Below are 23,245 nucleotides of genomic sequence, written 5' to 3'. Positions count from 1 at the left end.
GAGCTTAAAAAGCTTGTTTTTCCGTTAGGTGCAAGATCTAGTGACGGTTACGCGACTACTTCAGCAGTTTGAGCATGAGGGTTTATTGTTGCGCCAGCAACAACGATTAATTCTTCTTCGTTAGTCCTCACCGAACAAACAACTAGCTATTTAGCTTTTATTCAAACAACCCTAAGCCAAACTCTAGCTCCATTTGTTTTTGTACCCACTCAAGGGGTTTTTCCTTCCTTTGCGCGATCGCCTGTAAATACTTAAGATACTCAGAGCGTTGCTGCGGCGTTGGTTTAGTCCCGAAGATTGCGCCCTTCGACCAGCTATTAGGCGACCAGTAGCCATAGCGCTCCTTGAAGTTCATTGCCGCCCATCCAGGGGCAAAGTTCTTATCGTAAGCTTCGCGCAGGCTTTTCCTGTAATACTCGTAGCGTTCGATATCTGCCTCGCTAAGTAGTTGTTCTAGCCCTGGAACTAAGTAGACTTTCTTGGGTTGTTCAAACACATAACCGCATTCGGGGCATTTCATGGTGAAAGCATAGAGGATTTTGCCACAGCCTTGCTTCTCTGTTGGACAAATCTTTTTGGGAGCTTCATCGCCACTCGCCCCCTCATATCCAGGCTCCATGCTAATTTCTGTGATATCCTCGACAAAGCTATGCCTTATCACGTTGCCAGCAATGTCAATTACGATGCAGTCTGTTTTGTTAATTTCGGGAGCAAGTCTTAGCCCCCGTCCAATCATCTGAAAATGGAGAGCTTTTGACTTAGTAGGACGCGCCAAAATAATCGCGCTCGTACTCGGTAAATCAAAGCCCTCAGTTAACTTCATACAACTTGCCAGCAGCAGGATTTCTCCATCAGCTAACTGCTGATAAATCCGGGCAACACTCTTATAGGGCATCTTGCCATCTACATAGGCTGACGGCACTCCAGCATTTGTAAAGGCAGCAGCTAAGTTTCGTGCATGGGCGACGTTAACTGTAAAAGCAATGGTACAACGAGCAAATGCTAGATTGTGCCAATCTCTCACCATTTGTTCGCTCAACCCTTGGCGATCGCAAGCTAGGGCAAGTTGACCCTCATTAAAGTCGCCATTGACTGCTGTGCCTACCTTTTCCAAGTCAGCTTGATTGGGGCTAAAGTAGTCAGGTTTGACCAGGAAACCAGAACTTATCAACTTGTGAGGCATGGGAGCCGATACTAAATTGTCAAAGATATCCCCTAAACTTTCCTTCTTGCTCAATCGCCAGGGTGTCGCAGTTAAACCCAAGTAGATAGCGTGAGGAAAAATCTCGGTCATCATTTTGGTGACGATGGCAGCGAAAGCGGTTAGGTGAGCTTCGTCCAGGATCGCAATATCTACATTCAACTCTTGCCACCAGTCTCGTCGTTCTAAAGTTTGCACTGAAGCAATCTGTACGAGTGCTTCTCGGTTTTCTTGCCAACCTGCTTTGATAAAACCACATTCGGTTATTCCGAACGAGGATAGCTTATTTGCTGTTTGAGCAATTAATGTCTCGCGATGCACGACAAAGAGCGATCGCTTGTTTCTACTAGCAGCGTGGGCGGCTACCTGTGCAGCCAGAACGGTTTTCCCTGAGCCAGTAGCAGAAAAGCCAAGGATGCGCTTACTGCCATTACGAATTTGGGTATAAAGGTCTGCGATGAACTGTTTTTGATAATTTCTCAGGGTTGGTGTTGTCTTAGTGACAGCACATGGTTCATTTTGGTTAGTTGAAAGCACGAGTTTTCACTTCTAATATCCTAGCGGTATAAGCTGTTTAGCTGATAGTCCAAACTATCAATGTTCTTGTTGATGTTTAAAACAGAGCCGGAGCAAACTTGAGAGACAAACCCACGAGCCACAGGAGGAAAAGATGAACAGGATAGAATAGATAAAATGACTTGAATTTCTTTCCCTGTTTGCCATTCCAGCAAATTAGTATCGCTGGGGCAAGTAATGCTAATCCTTGATAAGACGCAGAGAGACGAGTGAACAAAACTGATAGGTTGAGTATTTCCCACCCTGCCCACCAAACTAGACTAGAGCGAACAAACCGAGCCATCAGGATGATAGTCACTATTCCGTAGGCTCCGTACTCAGCCTTGATAGCTTGAGCGATGACTGCCGTTGCTATCCAAACTAAATATTTCGAGCCAGTCAGCTTCGGTAAGAAGAGGGCAATTAAACCAAGGGCTAAAGTAAAGAGGATATTCAGTTGTCCATTGTGAAACAACAGCACATAAATAGGTTGGCTGACTAATCCCCAAATAACTATTCGCAGAAGATAAGCATAAACGTCTTTTGTATGTTTTTCTCCTTGTCCAAGTAGCCAAGCGAATAGTGGAAAACTTAGCCTACCTAAGTACCTGAATATTAGTTGATCGGGAAAAAAGACTAGACCAACATGATCTATGACCATCAGGAGCGCAGCTAAAACCTTAATGTCAAACGAAGTCATAGCGCCTCATTTTCAGTTTACTAGCTGGAAGACTGTTCTCACGCCTATAAAAGCTATCTTTGAGCTTTTAAATTCTAACGCTTACAAGCAACTTGCTCAGGCTTAATCTGACATAACGCGCGGTATGAAGAATCCTGCTCAAAACTATGTAGAGCGGCAAGGAGGTATGGTCCCACAGTGACTAATAGAATCGCCGCCAGCTTGGAGCGCCGCCATACCGCCATAAACAGCCGCCAAAATAAGGTAATTAGACTAAAAACAATCAGTGCATTAAAGAGGTTAAGATTTTGGGAATCGCGGTCATTCATACTTCTTCTCCTTTTGGGTTTAATTTTACCGTCCTAGCATTGTTTTGAATATGGGGTCAGGTTCCACGCGCCACTTTGAGCGGTCATCACTGGAAGCTTTGAGAGCAAACTTAGAATTATTGCGAATCGACTGAATTTGCGCGGGGTTGGCAATGTTGGCTGGAGTAAATTGTTTACGTTGATAAAGCAAGTCGTCAATGGTGATTTGGCGAGTGCGACCCTGCCTGTACGAGCGCACTGCGGCTAAGTAAACTGCTTTGCCAATCTCGTCGGGTGTACATTCCCCGTACTCAGAAATTAGGATTTTCCAATCGCGATCACTCCAGTTGGGAACCGTCCCGCAATACTTGGACAAGTGGATGCTGAAGATATCATGACGCGCTCCTTCATGAGGCAAGTCCACAAAAATGGTGCGGTCGAATCTTCTTTTCAGTTCTGGGGGAATTTGATTAATTCGATTTAGGGTGACGACTGTATAAACTGGAGCGGTACGGTCTTGCAGCCAGGTCAGCAGCATACCTGCTAGTTTTTTTTCTTCTCCAGTGTCCTTAGATAGATCTGCGGAGGCAAACGCTTTATCATAGTCATCCCAAAATAAGATGCAGGGTGCGGATGCCTCGGCGGACTGCAATAACGCCCTTAGATTTGCCACGCTTTCACCAGGGATAGGAGAGATCAACCCCGCCCAATCCGCGCAGAGTAAGGGTAAACCTAAACGAGAAGCGGCACTTTTAGCAAACAAACTTTTACCCGTTCCTGGTGGACCGATGAGAATCGTTCCTCTAGGAAACTGCAAGCCTGCAATTTCTGCTTCAGGCTTGAGTAAGTCGGTAATCTCTGCCAAAATCCCATCGAGAACATCCATCCCCGCCGCATCACAGTCAGGTTGAGGAACTACAGTAATTCCACGCCCTTGTAGCTTCCGAATCTTATAGTCAGAGATGGCTGATGCTAATCCTTCCCTTTGGAGATTCGTATACATTTGGAGTACATTATTCAACTCTCCAATATAAAGCCCCAATGAAGCACGATAGACGGCATCGCAATAGATACCCTTCTGCTTGAGAAAGTTTGCAATCGCCGCCGAGTCTGGTAACTGCCACTGTTTAATGTTGACAAAGGGGAAAAGTTTATATGGACAATCAAAGCGATCGCCTACGAGGTAAAGCGTCTGATTGCGTTGTTCGCGGAAAGCATTAACAATCTGATGAGTGAGTCTTGAATGAATACCATCATCCAATAACCCATCAAGAACAATATTGCCAGGAAGATCGGCAATCTCACTTAAGGGGTTGGAAGCGATCACCATATCGGTAGCAGTTAAGCACAAGTCCCAACGCATTAGGTGAGAGTGAGCGGGGTTCCAGTAGTAGGGATGATTGAGTTGTTGTAAGAGAAATTCAATTTCACTAGAAGGGATTTGATATAAGACGATGTTCTTCAAGAGCCTACCTCCATCTGTTGTTTTGGGGTGGACTGCATCTGCTTCTCTTTGATTTGATTGACAACAGTAGGTAGGGCATTAAGCTTGAGGATGTCATGAGAATTAGCAGCTTTTGTAAGCGCTCCCTTCTGGTAAATAACAGCGCCATCACTCTGACGAGCAACAGATAATTCGTTTTTATCATTTAGTTGAAAGGAATGGGTTGCTGCTTTGTTGTAACTCTTGCCATCTCCAAACTCGCGGACAATATGTTTCGCTGCCCGTTCGACTTGGGCTGAATTTACGGGAGCAAGAAACTTGTTTGCCTGTTCCCTTACAGATTCCTTAAAATCAATTCCTTTAAGCTGGGCAGCAGTTTTGACCTCATTTACCTTATCCTGGGTAGCAATCTTAACTTCGCTAACTTTATCTTGGGCAGCAGTTTTGACTTCATTAACCTTGTCTTGAGCAACGGTCTTAACTTCATTTACTTTAATTTGGGCAGCAGTTTTAACTTCATTAACCTTATCTTGAGCAAAAGTTTTAACTTCGTTAACCTTGCCTTGAACGGCTTCCTTAACCTGTACGGTTTTAGCCTGCACCCATTGCATTACTTTACTTTTGGCTTGCTCTGCAATGGATTGAGAAGTCTTGTTAACGTCAGTAACCTTATGTTCCGCCCAAGACTTTAAGTTATCATTGCGGACAAATTTAGAAAGATCCTCAAGGGATTTTTGGGTGTCCTTTAACTGTGCCTGTAGTGAATCAATCCGAGCGTTAGCACTGGCTAATGCTTGCTCTACAGAACCGCGCTCAGTCGCTTTATTTGGGTTGACTACCTCTGGCATCTTTGCGTCTAGTTCTATCGGGGTGGGATTTATAGGAAAAGGAATCATCTCTTTGTCTTGCCGCGCCAAGACAATTGCCCCACTGTTAAATTTTTGATTTTCAACTACTGGAGATACGTCTAAAACTACTGCATCTAGTATTTCTGCGCGATCTCCTTGGAAAACTTGCTCTTGGACTTGGGCTACTTGACTTACTTTTAGAGCTGCTTCTAAAGTCTTTTCTTGACTAACTGGTAAGTTTTGTGGTTGTACTTCACTTACTTGAGCTACTTCTGGAGCAACATTTAAGCTCTTTGCTTGAGTAACTTGTGAATTTTCCAGGGTTAAAGAATGTTTATTTTCTAAAACTTGACCATTTTTAGCATGGTAAACTTTCTCTCCGTCCACCATAATGCGGACAGAACCTTTTAATTCGTTGGGATTCTCTAAAGCTTGCTGTACCTTTTCCCCAACAGGGGTTGCTAATTTATCAGTAGTGACGACATTATCTGTTTGCTCGTAGACTTTACTGTTGCCAGCAAAGACTTGTAACTTAGAGCCATCAACATTATTAATCTGTGCTTTTAGTGACTCCATCCATGTGACAGAATTTGCTGGCACTGATTCTATCTGTTCTTTCCCAGCCGCAACAGGTAGAGGAGCTTGAGGAAGTAAGTCTGCATCTAGGCGTTCATTTGCAACTTGCACAGAACTTGTTGCTACAGGGCTTTCTTGTTGAATAGAACTTTGCAAATCTATTTTATTTGCCATCCCTGACAATCGCTCTGTTACTAGATGAGCAAATTCATCCTTGGTTACTCCCATTCGCTCATATATACTATGATCTGGCAAAAAAGCAACAGCTTCACCACGCGAGTTAGTGTCTAGTAATGTAAATTCATAGTGCTTATCGGGGATGTTTTGGTGCATTGTGGCATCAGAGTAACCTTCGTCAAAAATTTCAACACTCACTGATGAATCGTGTCTCTGAAAAACACTTATCTCTAGACCGTTGATTCTTTCGCTCACCCCTCCCTGATCGTCGTACACCTCTCCAGAAGACATTTGACCATTTTTCCATTCAGGAGCATCATTGCGTTTTTCAATTACGTGCATCGCCGCATCTCTCACCGACATAGCAATCGGCGTTTTTATCTCTGGGGCAGTTTCGCGGGGATGAGGACGCAATGGAGGATCTGGTTCTGACATTAGCTTATTCAAAGACTCATTAAGCTCTTTAATCGTCGGTTCCATTTTATTTTTCTACCTTAATTATGGTGGATTGAATTTATTTTTCACTGCTTTACTAGGTGTTATTCAGAGAACTCAAAAACTCATACAAGCCCAAATTAGTCATACATAAAAATCGAACGCTCAGTTTTGTAAATAATGACTAATTCGAGATACTAAAAATTCTTGATTGGGGATTTCAGGTAGCACAGCCCCTCCTAGTCTATCTAGCAAAACTTCGTTTCCTGCTTGAATATAAGCCCACTGGTCATCAACTAATATCTGGACAACAGATTCATCAGTAATATTTTTAAGACTAATATCAAACCATTGACCATTGCTGTAGTGATAAGCTGAATCAGAGCAACTATCACCTAAATACACCTCAATTTCTTTAGGTCGATAGCCATTGGGAAAGGGAGGAAGATTGATAGAGTCTTCGGCGTTAAGCGTTGCATTTGGATATTGAGTCATCGTGAAAGTCTCCTAGTAAATTAAACTTTTGATGCTAAGGAGCGCACGTTTTAGGGAATATGTAGGGATTCTTCCTCAACTCCTTTTACTGCATCTTTGACAGTTTGATTTAAAGCTTCTAACCATCGATTAACTGTTTGATTCCGCCTCATCTGCACTATCTTTGGTATTGGAAGAATAGAGCTAGACTGAAGTTGTGGAGCAACATTCTTAATATCTAAATCAACAACATTTTGAGAACTACAGTAGATAAGTTCTGCTTTCAAAAGAACTCCTGTTGACTCTAAAACTCTTATTGTTCCGTTTTCCGATTGTGGCGCTCTTAGTGCATTCTCCAACCGTTCTAGAGTTGCATCGGACACTTCAAAGTTTGGGTAAATTTTTTCCCGACCTAAAGATATAATAATTTTGTTTTTGTCACCAAACAGGGATACTAGGTCGTTTATTCGTTGTTGATTTGACATTAGCCAACCTCTACCAGCACTGATTTGACTTCGGGAAAGTGACCTCCAACTCGATTGAGGATGACGCGCTCTCTTACCTGAATAAATACTGCGCCATCGTCACCCATACCCTCAACGATGGTTGGTGGAGTATCACAGTTGGTTTCATTAGTAGTAAGCACACCCTTTTTGATTGCTATTGCCGGAAGGTCAGCACAATCGTAGTAAATCTCAAATAGTTCCAACTTGTAATTTTCAGTTAATACAGGAAGCGATCGCGCTATCAAGTAGTTTTGGGCAACCAATGGGTATTCCGACAACGTTCGCTGGACTTCTTGAGGCAGCTTTGACAACACAGCTTCTTCAGTGGGAGTAAACATTAATACCTCTAAAGCGATCTACTTTAAATAACAATTAAAAGCAAAAACCGAACATTAAAATCCACTAAGAGCTTGGTCGGCAATTTGTTGATTGACTTCTGCGGTGGTTGGTAAACAAAGAAACTCCTCAGCAAGCTTCACGCCAGCAGAGAGATATTCAGGGTCTACGGCTCGTTGGGGAGAGCGGCGAACAAATACATTTCTGGTGTGCGACCACTGCGATGCCGACCATTTTATTAGCTTTTCATATTCCTCAAAGACTTTAATTTTGCACTTGTAGGGGATGTACTCTGTCGCTCCATTTTTAGAACGATAACCAGCATTAAGGACAATTGCCCAACCCTGACCCATTAACCTAACTTTCCAAGCGGGAATAAGCGGACGCTCTTTAACATGGAACGAAGTTGAAGTAGAAATTTTGCCGCTTGAACTAGAGCGACTTCGCTGCGATTCCCGATAATTTTCAGTACCCACAATTTTAGAAATCAACTCGGCTGTCTGCTGCTCTCGTGGATTGAATAAAATCTGAGTCCCACACGCTCCTAAGATAGCTGTAGTTAAGTTTTTACCGTATCTCTCTTCAAGTTGTGCCAGGTTTTGGAAGGCAAGGTTAAAATAGACCCCATATTTACGATTTTCATTAATCCGACTAGGCAAAGTACGGTACGTGGCAGCAGCTAGTTCGTCGAAGCATACTTGCAGAGGCGTTTTACGTGTGGGAACCGAGTTGATGTCTACTAAAAGTGATAACAGTGCCATTTGGATCGGCATAATCACTTCGCGCAAATCCGAGCGCACACCTAAAACTAAGAGTTTGGGACCATCAAGGAACATGGGAAAACTTGTTTTGCCAACTAAGGCTGGAGCAATGTCTTTTTCGGTAAATCGCTTGAATAAGTTGGCGGCAATCCCAGCAATTGAAGCTGCGGTCTTTTCTGATTTTTCCGTTGATAGCAGTTGCATAAAAGCTCGATAGACCCAAGGATCTATTTTGCTTTGATTAAGCCGAACCCGCTTGGGCAAATCGTCTAACCCCAACAAGGCTTGACAACCTACTACGTCATCTAAGCCTGGAATTGTTCTCGCCAGTTGCAAGGTAGCCGAAATTAGACCTTCTCCGGCTGGATCGAAGAAGCGATCGCCTTTGTCTCCGCCAGTTGCAAAGTTATCATTGAGCAACTTCGATAAATTGGCAGCGTAAGTCCCTTGGGCATACTCGCAGATATTCCAAATTTCCGATTCTATGCAACCTGGGGCAAAAATATGAATATCTTTAGCCTCATATCCTAATTGCCGCGCCATGCAGGCAATTTGCTCGGTCTGTACGGGATACTGAACATCAACTAAGATAGCTGGATTTTTCTGCTTGAGATGGGCGTATAGTGCGGCAAGGGTTGCACCAAAGGATTTCCCCGTCTTGGGTGCGCCAATGGCAATAATGGAGGTGACTGCATCATAAATAGGTAAATTTTTTCCCAGTTCAAGTCCTACGTTAGCGCTGCCTCCTTTCATTTTTTGTTTGCGGCATAGTTCTCGACAGCGTTTGACCTGTTCGCGTTTTGCCCAAGCCGCAGAATTCTTCAGTTTTGGTTTACCGCGAATTTCCATTACTAGCAAAACCACTCCCAACACGGCAAGCAGAAAAAGTGGTTTGGCATATTTAGAATGAACCAGCGTATCAAGTGCTAGTCCCCAGTTTTGGGGGTTATTGGGATCTATCTCTAAGATGTTTTTCAAAGTTCCGCCCCCGTTTGTTTAACAGCAGGCTTACCTAATTGCTGGTCAATCGTGGCGTTGACTTTACCTAAAGCCTCGACATCCTTCTGCCTTGCATTGCCTGTGATTGCATTTCCATCAGTGCGAATCGTTGCCTTAGTTTCTGCTACGTAAATAGAAGTAACGCCATCCTTTTGCGTCAGGGTATACTTTTCATGCTTCCACTGGCGATTGCCTGCGCTTTGGTCTGGAACTAAACGGTCGAGAGACTTTTTTGCTTCTGCAATCAGATTGCGATTAAGTTGTTCTTGCCCTGCGGTAGGAGGATTGGACTGGTTTTGAGCCACATCCGGTATTGGGTTAGTCGCAATAGGAGAATTAGACCCTTTTTGAGCTACATCCGGCGTTGGCTTAGTCGCAGTAGGAGAATTAGACTCTTTTTGAGCCACATCCGGTATTGGGTTAGTCGCAATAGGAGAATCAGACCCTTTTTGAGCTACATTCGGTATTGGGTTAGTCGCACCAGGAGCTTGTTGTTGCTCTTGAGTTGCTTGTTTTGGGGGATTTGTAGATACAGAGATTTCTAGAGGCTTTGGCTTTACCATTGCAGCGATCGCTTTTTGAAACTCTGGGGGTAGATTGTTCCCCAGCACCTTCCCGTCCTTTGCCTCAAACAGAGGTACGCCATTGACTAAGACGCGAATATCTCGGATTTTTCCGCCTTCCAGCATTTCTCCTTGCTGTTTGAAAAGCGCTTTTGCTAGCTCCTGTGCTTGCTCGTCAGTAATTGTATTGGTTCGAGTTTCCTTGATCTTGTTGTCAGCGCCTAACGTAGCGCTCAATAATTTTTCATTTCCCATGCTGATATCTACTTTGGTTTCAGCCTTGGGGTCTGATAGCGTCTTCTGTACTTTTGACGGGTAGTTGTTGGCATAATTACGCAGCGCCTTTGCCATCAGAACCATAATCTGTTCGCTCAGGCGTAAATTAGCGCGTTCAGCAGCAGCCATTTCCCCCTTATCCAGTTGGGGTGCTTGCGTACTCATGGTGGTTACTCCTAATTGATTTTATATTTCTGTAATTTTTTCTTAGACTCCACTTCTTCAATCGACTTAACAACCAAAACCTTGTCTGTTTTGACTCTTAGCTCGTTGAGGGCAATGGCATCATCAGGAAATAAATAGTCAATTTGGTCAAAAGCCCAATTAGGAGGTTGATTGACTGCAACCTCTAATTGCTTTGTACACTCTATAGGCTCTGTTGCTTCGGGCAGAGAGTCTAAGCAGCTAGTGATGATTTCGGAGTATTTCTGCTTTGCCAATGCGATCGCTACACTCTGGGGCATAAACTTCAGCCGACCACTCCTCAAGTCGTTTCGGTTCAACCATTTGCAGCCATCTTTCATCGTGCGAATGTACAGAGTAGTATGAGTGTTAGCCACAAATTCATCGCTAGAGTTTGCTGTAGTCAAAAATCTAGCTTTGGTGATCGCTTCATAGTATCGGTGTCCATCTTCTGATTGCACGTACCGCACTTCTTCGGGTAAGTGATAAGTTGAAGGATAGCAGCGATTAAAAGCTTCTCCCTTTAATGGGTCTGGTGACAAGGTGTAGGATTGCTCTGATTGACGGGCATAACTGAGGATGGAGTAGGTACTGCAAATTAGGGTGAGCGCTCCTATATATGCTCCAGTAAAAATTAAAAGTTTGTGCATAGTAAAATAACGACTCTACCTGTAAGTAAAAAGCAAGCCTTATGGTCGTCGAATCTGTTCAAACAATTTTGTTAAGTCATTTTCGTCGCGCACAATGAAAACATTTTTTGTTGGAGTTAGTCCAAGTTTTTTTAGTGCTTCTACATCCTCTAAAAAGAGAAAAAATGGGTCTGGTGCTTCAGGTTTTGTATCAAGTAATTGCTCAAATTCCTGCTTAGTCATGTTTTCACGAGTTGCCGACCAGTATTGGGATTTCAATTCAACTGCTGCTGGATGCGGGATAAATGACTCTAGAGCCGCGATTGTGCTGTTATACTTCTCTAGTTTTTTACAACCTTTAATGTCGCTGGAGAATAATAATGAATCAGAAGGATTGGGTAGAGAGGAAGTAGTTTCTGGAGATTTTTTATAGGGAGCAAAGACCCAAAAATAATCTTTCTGTTGATATGTGGTAATGTATGCAGTTTCAGGAAATTCATGTGTGGTTGGAAAACATTTTTCAATTTTGCGGTAGCGCATAGGCAACCTTGGTTTAGAAAAATCGTTGTCACTTAAAGACTGGGCTATCAGTGGTCTTGAACGCGACTGTTTCTGATAGACTCCAAATCCTACAGCCATCGCCAAGATAGCAAGACAAATAGAGAAGACGAAGATTTTACGCATCAAAAAACTCCCAAAACTTTAGGATCAACTGGTCGCCGTGAACCGTTAGGTGTCCACTCAAAGTGCAAGTGCGGTCCTGTACTCCTCCCCGTACTTCCAACACGTCCAATCCGCTCTCCACGCTTAACTTGCTGACCAACTTGAACGGACGAACGCTCAGGCATATGTGCGTGCCAGGACTTGCCGCTAGTGTGGGTAACTTGGACTACCCATCCATATCCATTAACCCAATCATTAAGACTGACAACTCCACAGGAGACAGCAACGATAGGAGTTCCGTAGGGAGGAGCAACATCAATTCCCCAATGCCATCGTCCCCGTCTGGGTCTGTAGCCAAAAATATCACTAACAGGACCTACTGTGGGACGAACATATGTAGACGGAGAACCTTTACAGTCCGTAGGTGGTGGTAAGTTTTGCGGTTCGCCTGCGGGCGCACTGCTGGGTTGACTAGGGTTAGGGGTTACTCTCACAAGATCCGACAATGGCGTTTTCGTGCTTAGTTTATCAGATCCAAACAGGACAAGCTGCCCTTCTTTGCGTTCACCCCAAAACGGCATGGGAAAGGGACCAAAACAATGAGCAGATTCTGCACCGTAAGGACCTCTAACACTAAAATACAAGGCAAACTCGACTTTACCCGTTTCTTCGTCGATATTTTCGAGAACAACTTTAGGATTCTTGCCAAATGGAAATCGCCCCGTTGGTTCCTTGAGGCAAAGATACCCATTCCCCCCTGGAACTTTTTGCTCTTTGGATATCCATCTAATCTTGTTAGTGTCGTTGCCCCGTCGCGTCACTTCAATGTGAGAACACGGTGCGCCAACACAAGAAATACTTGAGTTGTTCCAGTTTCCTGATGCTGTATTATCAATATTGAACTCTCGACATTCTTTGCCAACTTTGCAGGGAGACATACCAAAGGGAATATCAAACGGGATGAAATAATCCTTAAGTGAAAACGGATCGATGAGAGGGACGCTTGATAATCCTGGAATATCGGCAATTTGAGCATTTTCCCAATCAGGAATTTGCTTTAATGCTACATTTTCAAGTCCAGGTATTTGAGAGATTGAATACTCAGTTTGGCTGCTGCCAAGTTGACTAATAGTTCCTTGGAGTAGGGGTGAAATTGTTTCGATCGCAACAGAGCCAAGAGCAGTATCAACGCCCTGCTGCTGGGCTAGTGCTTGAATTGGGGGAGACATTGACACAGGTAATTGCCCCAACTGCGGAATCAATGATACAAGCTGAGAGACTGTCAGATTTTGAACGGGGCTAAAACTAGATAGGGGGGCATCAGTAACGCTTTGACCTGTTATAGCTCCAATCTGGTTAAGCGATAAATTCTGAAATCCAAAGGAATCGCGGAACATCCCCACCGTAAATAGTTGCTCAGGGCGAGTCCCAGGAGTCCAGGTAATACTTCCCCAGCCAGGAGCAGAAAAAGAACCATGAGATTGAATTGGCTCTATATCATCGAAGGAAAATGTATTTGGGGTTAGATTGTCATTTGTTGGAGCATCGTTATCAATGACATCTACTTGCGCTTTCGTGGCGAAGGGTAAAGCAGTCACACCAATAATCAAAGCAGTAATTATTGCCAAGCACCTATGCACAAGCTCATCCCCCTGCTAGAGTAAGCAATTCATTGATTTTGTCTATACTCACACCCGCTCGTTTAGCCGCAGTATTGATGTCCTTCCCTGAGCGTAGGATGGCGATCGCATCTTGTACCTTAGCGGCAATAGTCTTGTTAATACTTTTCTGCCGTCTAGCGATTATTAGTCCCCTTACTAAAGCATTAGCTTGGAGATGATTTTTAGCTGGGTTGTAAGTCAGCTTTGAAGCTCCCGTAACAGACGGCTTGGGTAAAGGTGCAACTATTGGCGCGGGTTTGGTAACTGGAGGCTTAGATACAGGTGCAGTTTTTGATGTAGGTCTAGCGATGGCTTGCTTGGACTTACGGGTAGTTTGAATTTGGTTATTGTCTGGCACACTTGGAGGAGTTGAATTAACAACTGGTGCAGGCGTGATACTTGCAGTAGGTTTAGCAATCGCCAACTTCGGCTGGTGAACATTTTGAGTTGTATTCTTAGGCGGTATGGTTACGCGAGGATTAGCAGCTAGAGGTAGAGAGCTTGGGCGCAAGGCAACTGGTCGTTTACTTTCAGCTTCCCAAACTTTAGCTTGTCCAAGTTGTACTAATCGAGCAACTAAGTCAACCGAAATTCCGGCTCTGTTGGCTGCCTTCGTACTACTCATACCACTCTCCATTAGAGCCAGATAGTTGCGAATACGTGCTTTTAATTGAGGATCGACCAAGAAGGATTTAGCCTCAGCTTCTTCGACTCCGAGGGCAATAATAGTAGGTGTTACCCGATTACGCGCCACCATACCTGTGTTAAGGGGGCTTTCGTTCGCATCTTCTTCAATCAAAATTTTGCTAACGAGGCTGCGACCTATTCCTATCGTCACGGGAAACGGATAGGAATGGTAATTTCCTTGAACATCAATTGTTTCTACTGAAAGCATAGTAACCTTGGCAGCAGGAATATCTTGAAAGTTAATCCCACTAGAGCGAAAGAGTCGGATAACTGGGCTAGGGGGATCGTTGCAGGATTTCGTCACGAGGCAATGGTCTACCACTATTCGGCTAGGATCGTCAATAGAAATTTTGGTAATCCGTTCATCTGTGGGGCCAAAATCAATTAACACGCCACCGCCTTCAATATGAACTGTAACGGGGACGTTCCCGTCTTGAGCAGCAACAGATGAAACCCGCAATACTCGCTCTGCCCATGCCGGAGAGAGTGTTACGACCGATAAGATAAGAGATAGCGAAAAGGTTTTAATAATGGATTGCATCGTCTTGAACGCCTTATAAATCTGGTAAAACAAGCGGCTTATGAACCGAAATCGTGATGGTACTACCTGCTTTAAGCACAAGGATTCCATTACCAGATCCCGAACGCTGAAGCTCTCGTGCCGCGTTACTGACTACATTTGTGGCGATATTTGCCCCAATCGATTTAAAGTAGCTGGAGTCACCAATCTCGACATTTTGGGAAGCACCAAAGTTTGTTAGTCCAGCACCGCCTGCAACTGTGCCAGCTAACCCGCCAACAAACCGCAGAAAACTACTACCTCCCGTTTTGGCAATCAGTGGAGCGTTATCTTTACCAGATAATGCGATCACTCCTTCGGGCAAAGGCATCTCCATGTCGCCAATTGCAATCGCGATTGGATTAAGACGTACAACCTCAGATTTGCCATTGCCTGAATAGTTGTTGCTTTGATTTGCTTGGACGACAGCAACAATTCGAGCGCCTGCGGGGATATCTCCTAACGCTTCTTTTAGCTCTATCTCTACGGGTTGGTTGGCAATTGTTGCATAATCTCCAGAGGTAAACGCGATACTTGTGAGCAATATTCCTCTAGCCGATAGACTACGGTTAATCAGTGTTTGAGATTGCCCCTCAATAACAGCAGCCTCAGAGGATAGATGAGCTACCGGATCTGGGGAGCGAACTGACTTTGTTGCATGAGGAACAATCGCCTTGCTCCTAGAAGGAATAGCTGCACTAGCAACTATTGCTGGTTCGTTACTAACTCTAGGATATGCAGATGCAACTGTTGCTGGTTCGCTATTATCCTCAGTAGATGTTGCCGCAACTGTTGCTGGACTACTATCAAGAGCAGTAGACGTTGCCGCAATAATTGCCGCAATCCGCTCTTGAGGCGAGTTCTGTTGCTGAGAGGAGTCCAAACTTTGAGAGTTTTTTGGCGAAACAGCAGGCGGCTTTGACAAGGCAGGTGGGACTCTATAAGAGATAGGTTTAGGAATTGGTGGAGTGTACGAACGGCTGATGCGATGAGAACCAGGAGTATAATCTTCAGGAATATTGGTACGTGCCGTAACAACGGGCGCTGCTGGGGTGTATGAACGACTTGCAGTTCGATAAGTCCGGTAGGGAGGAACGCTATCTGTCCTTTCACTTGTGCGTTCCGGGCGAGTATTTGGTTTAACGGTTGCCGAGCTAACTTGACTCTTCCTCCTGGCATTAACCCGCTCTTGGAACTTCTTTTGGGCATCGGGATCTTCATCTTCTGCTGCATTAGCAAACTGTTGGCGCATTCCGTTTGTCGAAGCATAGCTTGCCCATTCACCATCAGTAGCATCTTTAGGCTTATCAACATCCGCCTCTTGCTTAACAGGAGCGGGTCTGGAAGACTTTGTACTAAGGTTTGGCTTAGGAATACCATCTTTAAAAACCCAGCCTACAGTCATTACAGCAGGGAGAACGCATAGAGCGACAATTATTCCTTTAAACTTGGGATCTTCCCATAGAGGAATTTTGGTGCGATCGCTGAATGAGTCCTTGAATAATTCTTCTTCCTCTTGCAGCAGTGTATTTTCAGTCGGAGTAGGTGATTCGGTGGGAGTATTTGCTTCAGTTAAAGTAGTTACCTCGGTGGGAGTAGGTGTGGCAGTCAAATCGGGTGTATTAGTATTAATATCAACGCTACCCTTCTGTTGACTCCCAATGCCTGGGATTTCTGCCCCAGTCTGCGATGCAAATTTAACTAAAAATTCTTCTTTAGTCGGCATTAATTTGTTACTCCATAGATTAACTTAATTGCGCGGAACGCCAGGAACTTCCTGAGCGGGACCTACTGGCAGCATGGCATCAATCACAAAACCATCCTTGCGCCCATACCACACCAAGTCTTGACGCTTTTGGTCGTGGATAAAAAGTTGGGGGATAGGAGATGCTTTGCGAACGTAGATGTCCTGAACGAACTCGGCAATGTGCTTAGGCTTGACCCCTAAAGTTTCATTAGGAGAAAAAAGCACAATATCTGCCGCAACACGTACTTTCCAACGTCCCGTACTCACTTCAATCGGATATTGGATCTTGCCCCGGAGAATAAAACGGTAGATCGAAGCTATTGATGGGTGTGCTGGATCGTTAGCAAAGATTTTTTTATCTACTTCCCCATCTTTAATCGTTTGAGCAATTCCCCTCAACGTTGGTTCGCGGATTGGTTCGTCAAAGATGAATTGCTCGTTATAAAGCGGTGTAGGAACCAGAACGTCATCCCCTTTTGTAGCAGTTACAGATACACCAGAGTCCCTAATATATGACAATCCGGCTGGATCGTCGGGATTAACAATCAATCCGCTCCAAGTATAGACGCGAGGCAGCCGCTCTTCTAAAAAACTGACTATCTGCTCTGGGACTGAATCGGTGCGGGTATCAAGCGGACGTACACGCGCCATCACCCCGTTATCCTGCTGGACTAAATCTGGGGCTGGCTTGGTTGCCAAAAATAAATTAGACAGAACATTAAGAATTTGCAATATTAGGAGAACTGCAACTGCTATTCCTAATCGCACTAAATAAGACGATAACTGAGGTGCTAATACTGGAATGCGTTTGGATGCAGATATATCCTGGTTATCCGACTCTTGCGCTCCAGACGCATTATTTTCATTCGCTGAGTATGCGACAGCAGATAGTTCATCAGGAAGAACTGATTTGTTGTTGGGGATCTTTTTTCGTTGTTTTAAAAACATTATGCTCCTCATGCTCTACCTAAGATAGAGAGAAGATCGAAAAAACGAACAGAAGTTAGTGACCTTTCAATACACGCTGTTGCCATGCTTCAGTATTTAGTTTCAACAGAAATATTGCTTTGAGATGGAGCCGACGACGTGGCGGTTGAAACCTTGCTTGCCCCAGCAGCACCTACTGGTCCAGCTACAGCACCTCCAGCTACCGTACTTGCTACACTAATGGCAGCAGAAGCCGTACCCACAAGACTCGACCATACTCCCGCCGCACTGCCTTTGGAGATCGCAAATACGCAAAACGGGATGACCAATGCCATGACCACACCGAACCAAATAGTGTCCGTTGAGGCATCAGAACTGACTACTAGATCGCTGGCTAATCCGTAGCCAACGTACAACAGCAGTCTAGCTAAGAAAATCGAGAATACACCTGTTAGCCATAAAGCATAAGCAGAAGCTAAGAAAGTATTGCTAGTAAATAAACTTGCAGTTGCCGCCATTGGCGCAGCAATCCCTGTAAAGATGAAAGCAATTCCATACAGAGCTTGCCACGCTTCTGTAACTTTGGACAAAATCACTGCTAAGATTCCTTCCCAAGCTGGAGATGTAATTGTCCAAAAAACAGTCCGAGCTTTATCACCAACATTTTTTTGCGGGTCATTCCACTGCTCCATCGCTTCATTTATATTACTTAGCCAGTCTTCTAGCCAAGATGAATTGAAGAAATCTTGCTTGTATTCATTCCCCATATTCTGAACTTGATTAGATAAATCTGCAAAACACGCGGATTGTTCAGCCCCCAAAAGAGCTTCGCATTGCTTAAATAATGGTGACAGGCTTGGACCAATTAGCGCTCTTGCTTTTCCTTCTTTGATAGTTTGATAAAATCCCGTATAACTATCAAATGTATTAATGACTCCATCAAAAATTTTGTAGAGGGCAAGGATAATTTGACCAAGGATATATCCACCGTTGGCGAGTCCAATGAAAACAGCAACAGGCGCGACTAGCTCAATCCAAATTTTCAAGTCATCATCTTCTTTTAGCCACTTCATGAAACCGATTGACAAAGGAAAGATGGCAAATCCTTGACAGCAATAGCAGAGATACGCGAAAGATGCGTTGTACTGCCCAAAATATCGTTGAACTATCTTTTCTTGATTTTGGGAGACTTTGCTTGCTGCATTACGTCCCCACTCGGCAATGTCATTGAACACAATTGCCTCAGCCTTTTGGGGCGTGAGTAAAAAAGTTATTGTGCAAAGTACAATAAATCCAATTAAGAGGATTAATTTATTTTGGCGACGCGGAACGTGACGCAAAAAAATGGCAAGTGCTGCCATCTGATGATTGATAAAGCTAATCAAATTATATCTATTGTATTTATTACGGCTCATGGCGAGAGTCCTGCTGTAAATAATCGATCAGGGGCATTACAAGCACCGTGACAATAAAGTTATAAAACGAATAAATTAGTAAGCAACTTACCTTCAATTGAACTGGCTTGCTTGTGAACTGGGAGAGCGTTTTACTTCTCCAGAAATTTCCCTTGTCACCACTTCTCAGGAGTTGTCCAAATTGCCTTCATCGAGCTAATCGATAATCCGGCGTTTTCTACGTCTCGCTGCCGCCTTTGGGCATCCATCGACGCAGAGATATTACCGAGTTGCAGTTTTTGGAATTGGTCATCAGTCTGCATTTCCATCATCACTGATAATTGTGCGGCATCAAAAGATGGGCTAACGCTGTCTACAAGGAGATTGCATCGGATTAACTCTTGGGAGCTTTTGGCGTTATTGGCACAGTTTTTAACTAAATTGGCAACACTTTTAACTGTATCCATCGCAGTTTCACTAATCTTTTGTTGTTGTGCCTGACCTGCCTTACTTAGATAAGCTTCGGTTGTTGCCCGGTTTATATCGCGGTCGCTCTGATTCCCGGCATAGTATGCACCAATGCTAGGATTAGGCGCATAAACATCACTCAAAATCTTCCCTGATGTAGCTGATTGATAGATTTTTCCGCGCACTTCATTCGGGTTTGGGTAGCCCTGTACGCCAATAGCTTGGCTAAATACAGTTTGATGGGGGTTGCTGTTAGGGCGACAAGTAGACGCATACAAGCAAGTTACCGAGCCTGTTCCTAATACCCCACCACTACCAATCGTTGCATCAACAATAATGTCTGTCCCTCCTCCTCCAGCAGATGGACTACTGCTTCCATCACTAGATCCATCAAGTATTGTGCCTAAAATGCTTTCCAGCAGTCCTCCAACATCTATAGAACCCCCATTCAATAATCCATCAGAACTGAAAACAGCATCCATAATTATATTAGAAAGATCAATGCCGCCAATACTTAATCCACTAAGCAGATTGCTTGCTAATCCTTGAAGGAAAGGTAATGCCAAGCTATAAAGATTACTCAATGTGCCGCCGCCAGAATCTAGAAATCCAAGTGTAGCCGCTTGAGACGGAACAGGTGTTAGTAGTTGAACGCCTAGAACTAAACTAACTCCAACTTGTTTAAGGGGTTTGAGCTTCATTCGCCCCTCCTTGTGACTTAAAGTATTGCTGTTTTTTGTTCGCAGAAATTGTCGCTACATAAAATCCAGCGATAAATGGACTTGCTGTAGCCACAGGAAGTACAAGTAGTTCCCAGCCATACGTTCGGGCAGTGCAGCCAGGGCGTTCGCATTTAGTCGGTTTTCCTGCCATCGCCACTACTATTAGCAGGCTGATAGCTGTAGGCAGCAACCCATATATCCACAGAAATGAGAGTACAGTTGTCCTTAACATAGTTTTTCGGCGATAAATTGTTCGACTTGAGCAACAGATTGGGGGACAACTAGATCCTGTCCGGTTTGCCAGCAGTCACGGAAGTAGCGAGTACAGGCAGTAAGAGCCTCGTGTTTATCGGGAATGCGGTCAAAAAACCATTGTTTAATATGTCGCTCGTTAGCATTAGAGGCACTGAGGACAACTGATTCCCAAGGCGCGTACCACCGCCCCATTGTATGTTTGCTGTAATCTTGGATCAGCCAATTTGAGTAGCCCTCCTTGCGATTGGTATAGAACTTAGTTGAGGCACATTGGCTCACCAATTCGTTAGGAATACCTAAAGATTGTGACAATGGAGCGATGCTACCAGCTTCAATCCTGCCCACAAACTTGGTGCTGATGTTAGCCAGTAAATCCGCTCCCGCCGACGACTGGGCAACCCTAGTAAAGCTGTTGGTGATTATCCCCAGGCGAACGCCATCCTTACCTCCCTTGGTTGCTAAATTAGACGCAAGCTTGAGTACCCCAGTATGTGTCACTAGGTTTTGAGCTTCGTCTATGAGTACGTGGCTGATTTGGTGACTTAAAGACTTCTGGATCGCAGAGCTATACGCTGCTAGTGAATAAGCTAAAGATTCCTGTCCTTCATTCATATTCCGCATCGAGAATACCGTTAGCGGGTTATCAATTCGGACTGTAGAAGGCAGGGAGATTGCTTTACCTATAGTTGTGCGCGTGTCGGTAATTCGAGATAAGTTAAATTGAAGTAAGTCCAGTGCTTCTTGGACGCGATCTCCTAGATTGGACAGACGTGACTCTAGTTTTTCGCGCGTTACAAACCGCGCCAAGTCTTGCAGAGTAGGTGTAGATTGCCACGATGCAGCGCCAAAACCGTCACGGATTGCATTACCGTAGCGGCTTTGAATTAATGGATCGTCTAGGTAGGTCGTAATCGAAAGCTCAAGAATCGTCCGCGCGATTTGCTCTAGTTGAATATCTTGCCCCGTCGGTCCTACTAAGATCATCAATTGTTCGATCCAGTAGCCAACCAAAGAGCGCAATCTATCTTGTTGGATCTCTTGAGGCAAACTAGAAAAATCAGGGATCTGGATTAAATTTAAGCTCTCCAGTTGAATATCAACATGAGTTCCACCCAGATACTTGCAGCGCGATCTCAGTGCAGAGCTACCATCAGGCGGAGGGTAATCGAGCCAAGTCACGGGTTGACCCATCGCCAATGCATGATCGGCAATATTGTTAGCTAGAACTGATTTAGAACTACGCTGTGCTGCGACGATACACCAGTGCTTTTCTTTGCCCGGATGGAAAAAATCTACTCGAAACGGTTGCTTATCTGGGGCAATGAACTCGATGCCATGCTCGTCATTGGGTAGGGTACGGGCAATCGGGAAGAAGGCGATCGCATCCTTCACTCCGTAGTAAATCCGGCGGTCAAACTGAGCGCCTGTGCGTTTTACTCTAGCTAAGTCATAGCCGAACACCTTATACTGCAACATGGGGTCATCATTGCAGGGCAGTGTCTGTAACCACAGCCGATGAGTTACAACAAATTCGCGCACCAATTCTAGCCATCGGCAGCGCGAGGTAAAGTCTCGACAAGCAATATCTAACTGAGCCAAACTTTGTCGGTGGATCAGGACGCAAAAACCAACTCGAATCGGAGAGCCTTGTGAATGCAAAGAGCGCAGCGCTTCTCTTGCTAGTCTTGCATTCTCGTCAGCAGTGGCATCATAATCTCTTTTCGATGCTGTAGCTTCAAATTGTTTAATAGATTGACGGTACAATTGGGAGGCAGCCTCACGGGCAATTTTTGAGTCGCTCGGTGTTAGCTGGATGCAAAATTCCGTGTCAGAAGAAGATTCATTTGCTAATAAATCCCATAGAGCGCGGCATTGATGAAATTCATGAGCTAGGCTCTTATACTGTCCGGTAGCCCTTAAAATCCCTGTATAGCGATCTTGAAGCAAGCCTGATTCTGGGTCGAAGCGTTTAGTATATACCCATTCTGGATCGAGCTTGGGCGGATAGTCTTTGATTAGATGTCCAGTAATATGCATCTCGCCTGTGACTTCGCTCGATAGACGCACACCGCGCTCGTCAATTTTGCAGCGAATAATATTTGGTGACTTCCCTGCTACTTCGCCACTAAAACGATGGCGTAAGTTTGCCCAGATTTCGTCGTGGTCCATTGGACGTACCGACACGCCAAACGTGCCAGTTAACAAGGTTGAAGTCGATCTATATCCCCGTAAGAAGGCAGTTTTAAATTGTTCTTCTACAGCAACGAGCTTATTTTGCGTCTTTTTGTTAGAAATCGAGTCTCTAACACCCGCCCACAATTCATAAACTTCCTTGCCAAACGCTTCAATTTTGTCCGAACTTTTGCGCCCTTGCTTATCTGACTTTGGCTTATAGGTCACGTACAACCTGGCGAACTTTGGCTCTCGCATTCCTGTCCGTGCCAGTTGTTGCGCGCGTCCTAATTCCGCTACCAACAACTGGTCAATTTCAGGGTTAGTGTTGTTTTCAATTAGGCGCAGTAGTTGCTGTGTGCGGTCGTAGCTGCTTGCTTCACCGCCAATGTGAACATCCCAAATTAAGTAATAAGGGATGTTCAGTAATCCTTCAGCCACCGCATCGTAAAGGCTTATTAAGTTCTCGGCAAGGTCATATACGTGAGTGCCATAAATTTCCCATCCCCATGCAAAGGTACGAGCAGCAGAGCCGAGAACTAATGAACCAACTTTCTCCCCAAATACCTCAAATTCACACGTCGCTTGCAGTGGCAAGTAGTCGGAAATACTACCGTGATCTGCTTGACCTGTGATTTTTAAATCTAAGGGGTTTTCCCTTTTGTATAACTTATCGTCTTCGTGGAACATTGTTTGCCTTGAACGGTAACGTATCTATATTCGGTTTGTCAGGCATATGTAAAATCGGAACTGAAACAAATCTGCCAAAGTTAGACCAAGCTGACTCTTCTCCCTTCCCCGCATACAGCCAGTACATAGCAATTACTGTGCCTCCAGATAAGGCGGTCTTAATTTTATCGTCAGTCACTTCACTGATGACTACCATGACAGCAAATCCAGCTAATAAGCCTGGAGTCAGATAGGAGGGAAAAAAGCTTAACAGCTTCTTCTGCTTACCTAATGCACGATTTGGTACAATCGGTTGGTTATGGATAGGCATAAATTTTTCCAGTGGCTTTCACACGCTATCTCTGTCAGAG

General features: G+C 44.5%; 21 protein-coding genes. All 21 read right to left on the bottom strand.

Going from position 1 to position 23,245, the window contains the following annotated elements; all coding sequences use genetic code 11:
* Nucleotides 1–157 precede the first annotated feature (157 nt).
* Nucleotides 158–1,738 (bottom strand): DEAD/DEAH box helicase, encoded by a 1,581-nt coding sequence (locus SYN7509_RS0221790; RefSeq protein WP_009631287.1) that lies wholly within the window; start codon nt 1,736–1,738, stop codon nt 158–160.
* Between the two features lie 76 nt (nt 1,739–1,814).
* On the bottom strand, nt 1,815–2,456 hold the full coding sequence (locus SYN7509_RS26735; protein ID WP_009631286.1) for a TraX family protein: 642 nt from the start codon (nt 2,454–2,456) through the stop codon (nt 1,815–1,817).
* Between the two features lie 74 nt (nt 2,457–2,530).
* Entirely contained in the window at nt 2,531–2,764 is a 234-nt protein-coding gene (locus SYN7509_RS0221780) for a hypothetical protein (protein ID WP_009631285.1), read from the bottom strand.
* A gap of 25 nt (nt 2,765–2,789) precedes the next feature.
* On the bottom strand, nt 2,790–4,208 hold the full coding sequence (locus SYN7509_RS0221775) for an ATP-binding protein (RefSeq protein ID WP_009631284.1): 1,419 nt from the start codon (nt 4,206–4,208) through the stop codon (nt 2,790–2,792).
* On the bottom strand, nt 4,205–6,268 hold the full coding sequence (locus tag SYN7509_RS0221770; RefSeq protein WP_009631283.1) for a hypothetical protein: 2,064 nt from the start codon (nt 6,266–6,268) through the stop codon (nt 4,205–4,207). Before SYN7509_RS0221770 ends, SYN7509_RS0221775 begins: the two co-directional genes overlap by 4 nt.
* A gap of 120 nt (nt 6,269–6,388) precedes the next feature.
* The gene (locus SYN7509_RS26730; RefSeq protein ID WP_009631282.1) at nt 6,389–6,718 is read right to left on the bottom strand and encodes a hypothetical protein; all 330 of its coding nucleotides are present in this window, start codon (nt 6,716–6,718) and stop codon (nt 6,389–6,391) included.
* A 50-nt stretch (nt 6,719–6,768) separates the two neighbouring features.
* Entirely contained in the window at nt 6,769–7,182 is a 414-nt protein-coding gene (locus SYN7509_RS0221760) for a hypothetical protein (protein ID WP_009631281.1), read from the bottom strand.
* Complete coding sequence (locus tag SYN7509_RS0221755; protein ID WP_009631280.1) at nt 7,182–7,541, bottom strand: hypothetical protein; 360 nt, start codon at nt 7,539–7,541, stop codon at nt 7,182–7,184. Before SYN7509_RS0221755 ends, SYN7509_RS0221760 begins: the two co-directional genes overlap by 1 nt.
* 54 nt (nt 7,542–7,595) lie before the next feature.
* Complete coding sequence (locus SYN7509_RS0221750) at nt 7,596–9,278, bottom strand: type IV secretory system conjugative DNA transfer family protein (protein ID WP_009631279.1); 1,683 nt, start codon at nt 9,276–9,278, stop codon at nt 7,596–7,598.
* Nucleotides 9,275–10,303 (bottom strand): hypothetical protein, encoded by a 1,029-nt coding sequence (locus tag SYN7509_RS0221745; protein WP_009631278.1) that lies wholly within the window; start codon nt 10,301–10,303, stop codon nt 9,275–9,277. Before SYN7509_RS0221745 ends, SYN7509_RS0221750 begins: the two co-directional genes overlap by 4 nt.
* 11 nt (nt 10,304–10,314) lie before the next feature.
* Nucleotides 10,315–10,971 carry a hypothetical protein gene (locus SYN7509_RS0221740; protein WP_009631277.1) on the bottom strand — a complete coding sequence of 219 codons (657 nt, stop codon included), beginning with the start codon at nt 10,969–10,971 and terminating at the stop codon, nt 10,315–10,317.
* Nucleotides 10,972–11,010: 39 nt separating this feature from the next.
* Nucleotides 11,011–11,637 carry a hypothetical protein gene (locus tag SYN7509_RS0221735; RefSeq protein WP_158506181.1) on the bottom strand — a complete coding sequence of 209 codons (627 nt, stop codon included), beginning with the start codon at nt 11,635–11,637 and terminating at the stop codon, nt 11,011–11,013.
* Complete coding sequence (locus tag SYN7509_RS0221730) at nt 11,634–13,241, bottom strand: M23 family metallopeptidase (protein WP_051482667.1); 1,608 nt, start codon at nt 13,239–13,241, stop codon at nt 11,634–11,636. Before SYN7509_RS0221730 ends, SYN7509_RS0221735 begins: the two co-directional genes overlap by 4 nt.
* 16 nt (nt 13,242–13,257) lie before the next feature.
* Nucleotides 13,258–14,502: a hypothetical protein gene (locus SYN7509_RS0221725; RefSeq protein WP_009631274.1), complete on the bottom strand. Its 1,245-nt coding sequence runs from the start codon at nt 14,500–14,502 to the stop codon at nt 13,258–13,260.
* A gap of 13 nt (nt 14,503–14,515) precedes the next feature.
* A complete protein-coding gene (locus SYN7509_RS0221720; RefSeq protein ID WP_009631273.1) occupies nt 14,516–16,246 on the bottom strand; it encodes a hypothetical protein in 1,731 nt (576 codons plus the stop codon).
* 24 nt (nt 16,247–16,270) lie between these two features.
* The gene (locus tag SYN7509_RS0221715; protein ID WP_009631272.1) at nt 16,271–17,215 is read right to left on the bottom strand and encodes a hypothetical protein; all 945 of its coding nucleotides are present in this window, start codon (nt 17,213–17,215) and stop codon (nt 16,271–16,273) included.
* Between the two features lie 89 nt (nt 17,216–17,304).
* On the bottom strand, nt 17,305–18,609 hold the full coding sequence (locus tag SYN7509_RS0221710) for a hypothetical protein (RefSeq protein WP_009631271.1): 1,305 nt from the start codon (nt 18,607–18,609) through the stop codon (nt 17,305–17,307).
* Between the two features lie 155 nt (nt 18,610–18,764).
* A complete protein-coding gene (locus tag SYN7509_RS0221705) occupies nt 18,765–19,757 on the bottom strand; it encodes a hypothetical protein (protein WP_009631270.1) in 993 nt (330 codons plus the stop codon).
* Nucleotides 19,738–20,010, bottom strand: coding sequence for a hypothetical protein (locus tag SYN7509_RS0221700; protein WP_009631269.1), 273 nt, complete (start codon nt 20,008–20,010; stop codon nt 19,738–19,740). Before SYN7509_RS0221700 ends, SYN7509_RS0221705 begins: the two co-directional genes overlap by 20 nt.
* Nucleotides 20,004–22,895, bottom strand: coding sequence for a hypothetical protein (locus SYN7509_RS0221695; protein ID WP_009631268.1), 2,892 nt, complete (start codon nt 22,893–22,895; stop codon nt 20,004–20,006). Before SYN7509_RS0221695 ends, SYN7509_RS0221700 begins: the two co-directional genes overlap by 7 nt.
* Nucleotides 22,876–23,205, bottom strand: coding sequence for a hypothetical protein (locus SYN7509_RS0221690; RefSeq protein WP_009631267.1), 330 nt, complete (start codon nt 23,203–23,205; stop codon nt 22,876–22,878). The genes SYN7509_RS0221695 and SYN7509_RS0221690 overlap by 20 nt, the downstream gene beginning before the upstream one ends.
* Between the last annotated feature and the right edge of the window lie 40 nt (nt 23,206–23,245).

The organism is Synechocystis sp. PCC 7509 (assembly GCF_000332075.2).
Classification (GTDB): domain Bacteria; phylum Cyanobacteriota; class Cyanobacteriia; order Cyanobacteriales; family Chroococcidiopsidaceae; genus Aliterella.
Note: the sequence above shows the minus strand (reverse complement) of the source record. Positions and strands in the feature narration are given on the sequence as shown.